This is a genomic window from Gemmatimonas sp. (assembly GCF_036405635.1).
GTDB lineage: Bacteria > Gemmatimonadota > Gemmatimonadetes > Gemmatimonadales > Gemmatimonadaceae > Gemmatimonas.
This window is the reverse complement of record NZ_DASWXE010000169.1, coordinates 1-2935: the sequence shown is the minus strand read 5'-3', so window position 1 is coordinate 2935 and position 2935 is coordinate 1. Positions and strand designations below refer to the sequence as shown.

Annotated in this window: 4 protein-coding genes; all 4 read right to left on the bottom strand. The window is 62.9% G+C overall.

The features are described 5' to 3' along the window. On the bottom strand, positions 1 to 825 hold an 825-nt coding region (locus VGE27_RS13640), incomplete at its 3' end, for a phosphatidate cytidylyltransferase (protein WP_331050220.1). Then, entirely contained in the window at positions 822 to 1571 is a 750-nt protein-coding gene (locus VGE27_RS13635; protein WP_331050219.1) for an isoprenyl transferase, read from the bottom strand. The genes VGE27_RS13635 and VGE27_RS13640, both read right to left, overlap by 4 nt. A 51-nt stretch (positions 1572 to 1622) precedes the next feature. Continuing rightward, positions 1623 to 2177: a ribosome recycling factor gene (gene frr, locus VGE27_RS13630; RefSeq protein WP_012683262.1), complete on the bottom strand. Its 555-nt coding sequence runs from the start codon at positions 2175 to 2177 to the stop codon at positions 1623 to 1625. Between the two features lie 7 nt (positions 2178 to 2184). Then, the gene (pyrH, locus tag VGE27_RS13625; RefSeq protein WP_345788022.1) at positions 2185 to 2907 is read right to left on the bottom strand and encodes a UMP kinase; all 723 of its coding nucleotides are present in this window, start codon (positions 2905 to 2907) and stop codon (positions 2185 to 2187) included. Between the last annotated feature and the right edge of the window lie 28 nt (positions 2908 to 2935).

Sequence of the window (2935 nt, the reverse complement as noted above, 5' to 3'; positions counted from 1 at the left end):
CACGTAAGCGGTGGGCAATACGAAGAACAGCGAGTCGAGTCGGTCGAGCACACCGCCATGACCCGGGAACAGCGTGCCACTGTCCTTCACACCCGCTTCGCGCTTGAGCAGCGACTCGGCCAGATCTCCAACCTGTGCCGTACTGCTGATCAGCACACCGAAGATCACCACGCCGATGGTCGTGAAGGCCAGCTGCGCATGCGGAATGAGCAACCAGCGCATCATGGCGTAGGCCACGATGACGGTCGTGACAACGGCACCAACGGCGCCGGCGACGGTCTTTCCGGGGCTGACGGACGGCATGAGTTTGCGGCCGCCGATCAAACGTCCGCTGAAGTACGCACCGGTGTCACTGGCCCAGGTGAGCGCGACGGGAATGATCACGACCAACGCACCGGCCAGATCGCCCACTGCGTAGTTGTGATAGCGCAGCGCATACGCAAAGCTCAGCGTGCCGCCGGTGTAGATGGCGCCAAACAGCGTGCTGCTGGTGGCCTGCAGCGGCTTCCCATCCACACCGCGTAGCCAGATGCTCACGCCCAGAAGGCCAATGGCCAGCAACGGGACGATGAGGGCAATCGGCATCGCCGCGACGCCGAGGTAGTGCGCGTGAACGCCAATCGGGATGAGTGCGGCAATGGCGATGCCGATGGGACCCATCGGCGTGGCACCGCCCTCCCGGGCAATGCGATAGAACTCCCACGCACCAATGGCAGCCATGACGCCAAGCAGCGTGGTGAGCGCCGCATCGCCGATCCAGATCAGACCGATGGCGAGCGGCGCGCCGATGAGCGCCACGATGACGCGACGCGCGAGCTCGTTCACGTGCTCACGCGGCCAAAGCGACGATCGCGCCGCTGAAAGTCGGCGATGGCTCCGTACAGCGCCTTGCGGTCGAAGTCGGGCCAATAGAGGCTGGAGATGAACAGCTCGGCATATGCGACCTGCCACAGCAGGAAGTTCGACAGCCGCTGTTCGCCCGATGTGCGGATCAGCAGGTCGGGATCAGGACAGCCGGCCGTATACAGGCGGGTGCTGATCTCTTCCTCGGTTATCGCATCGGGTGACAGGCGACCGGCGAGGACATCTTCGGCCAGTTGCTTCGTGGCGCGTACCAGTTCGGCACGTCCACCATACGAAATGAACAGGTTGAGTCCGAGGCGCGTTCCGCTGGCCGTTTCGTCCATCACGCGGCGCACGGCTCTGGATGCCGCCGCATTGAGCCGGCTCAGATCGCCGTGCACATACACGCGGACACCCTGCTGGGCTAATTCGGACGCTTCGCGCGCGATGTATTCCTCGAGCAGCGACATCAGCGCCGACACTTCGGTTTCCGGGCGCTGCCAGTTCTCCTGAGAGAACGCGAACAGCGACAGCCATTCGACACCGGCCTCGAGGGCGCCCTCCACCACTTCGCGCACGGCCTTCATACCGGACCGATGCCCGAAGGCTCGCGGCATGTGGCGCTCGCGCGCCCAACGACCATTGCCATCCATGATGATCGCAATGTGACGCGGCACCGCCCCATGCACACGAATGCGTGCGAGGAGCTCCGACGATGATTCCGTCATGTCAGGTGAGGGCGGTGACGCGCACATCCACGATCGGTCCGCAGGACGGACTCAAACCTCCATCAATTCGGCTTCCTTCGCCTTCACCAAGGCGTCGAGCTTGCCGATGAAGTCATCGTGGACCTTCTGCAGGTCCTTCTCGGTGTGCTTCTTGTCGTCTTCGGAGACGCCATCAAGCTTCTTGAGCTTGTCACGACCATCCGTCCGGGCATGACGCACGGCGATGCGGCCGTCCTCTGCCATCTTGTGCAACACCTTCACCAGTTCCTTGCGACGCTGCTCGTTCATGCTCGGCAGCGGCACGCGGATCACGCCGCCCTGATGGGCAGGGTCGAGGCCCAGCTCCGACTCACGGATCGCCTTCTCGATCACCTTGGCCTGCCCCTTGTCGAACGGGGTGACCAGCAGGATGCGCGGCTCTGGCGCCGCAATGGATGCCACCTGGTTGAGCGGCACAAACGAGCCGTACGCCTCGACCTTGATGGTATCCAACATGTTCGGGGACGCCTTCCCGGAGCGAACGCTCGAGAACTCTTTCTTGGAGTTCTCGATGGCCTTCTCCATGCCGCTCTTGGCGTCCTTCAGGATCTGCGCAGTTGTGCTCATGGCGTATTCACGAAACCAGTGTCCCGACGCGCTCGCCGCGGATGGCGCGAACGATGGCTCCGGGGCTGTTGAGGTTGAGCACGATCAACGGCAACTGATTCTCCTTGCAGAGCGTGATGGCCGTCTGGTCCATCACGCGCAGCTCTTCGAGCATCACGTCACGGTAGCTGATCGTTTCGTAGAACGTGGCGTTCGGGTCCTTCTTGGGGTCAGCCGAATACACACCATCAACGCTGGTCGCCTTGATGATGACGTCGGCCTTCATCTGGATGGCCCGCAGGACGGCGGCCGTGTCCGTGGAAAAATACGGATTACCGGTGCCGGCTGCGAAGATCACCGTACGTCCCTTTTCGAAGTGCCGCAAGGCACGACGACGGATGTACGGCTCCGCCAGCTCTTCCATGCGGATGGCCGTCATGACACGGGTATCCAGCCCCTTCTTCTCGAGCACGTCCTGCAACGCCATCGCATTGATGACGGTGCCGAGCATGCCCATGTAGTCGGCGCCCACCCGGTCCATACCCATCTGCGAAAGCTGAGTGCCGCGCACGATGTTGCCGCCGCCAATGACCAGGCCGAGCTGCACACCCATGCGGGCCACTTCCACGATCTGGTCAGCGAAGAACCCGATTCGGTCGAAATCGAATCCCACGCCACGATCTCCGGCGAGTGCTTCGCCGGAGATCTTGAGGAGGATACGCGAGAAGCGCAGCGCCTCTCCCGCGTTCATGTCACTCACTCGGCGCCGAGCTGCAGGC

Excerpts from the sequence above, each read along its gene's own strand:
- VGE27_RS13635 (WP_331050219.1), bottom strand. The coding sequence starts at position 1,571 with ATGACGGAATCATCGTCGGAGCTCCTCGCACGCATTCGTGTGCATGGG.
- frr (WP_012683262.1), bottom strand. The coding sequence starts at position 2,177 with ATGAGCACAACTGCGCAGATCCTGAAGGACGCCAAGAGCGGCATGGAG.
- pyrH (WP_345788022.1), bottom strand. The coding sequence starts at position 2,907 with ATGAACGCGGGAGAGGCGCTGCGCTTCTCGCGTATCCTCCTCAAGATC.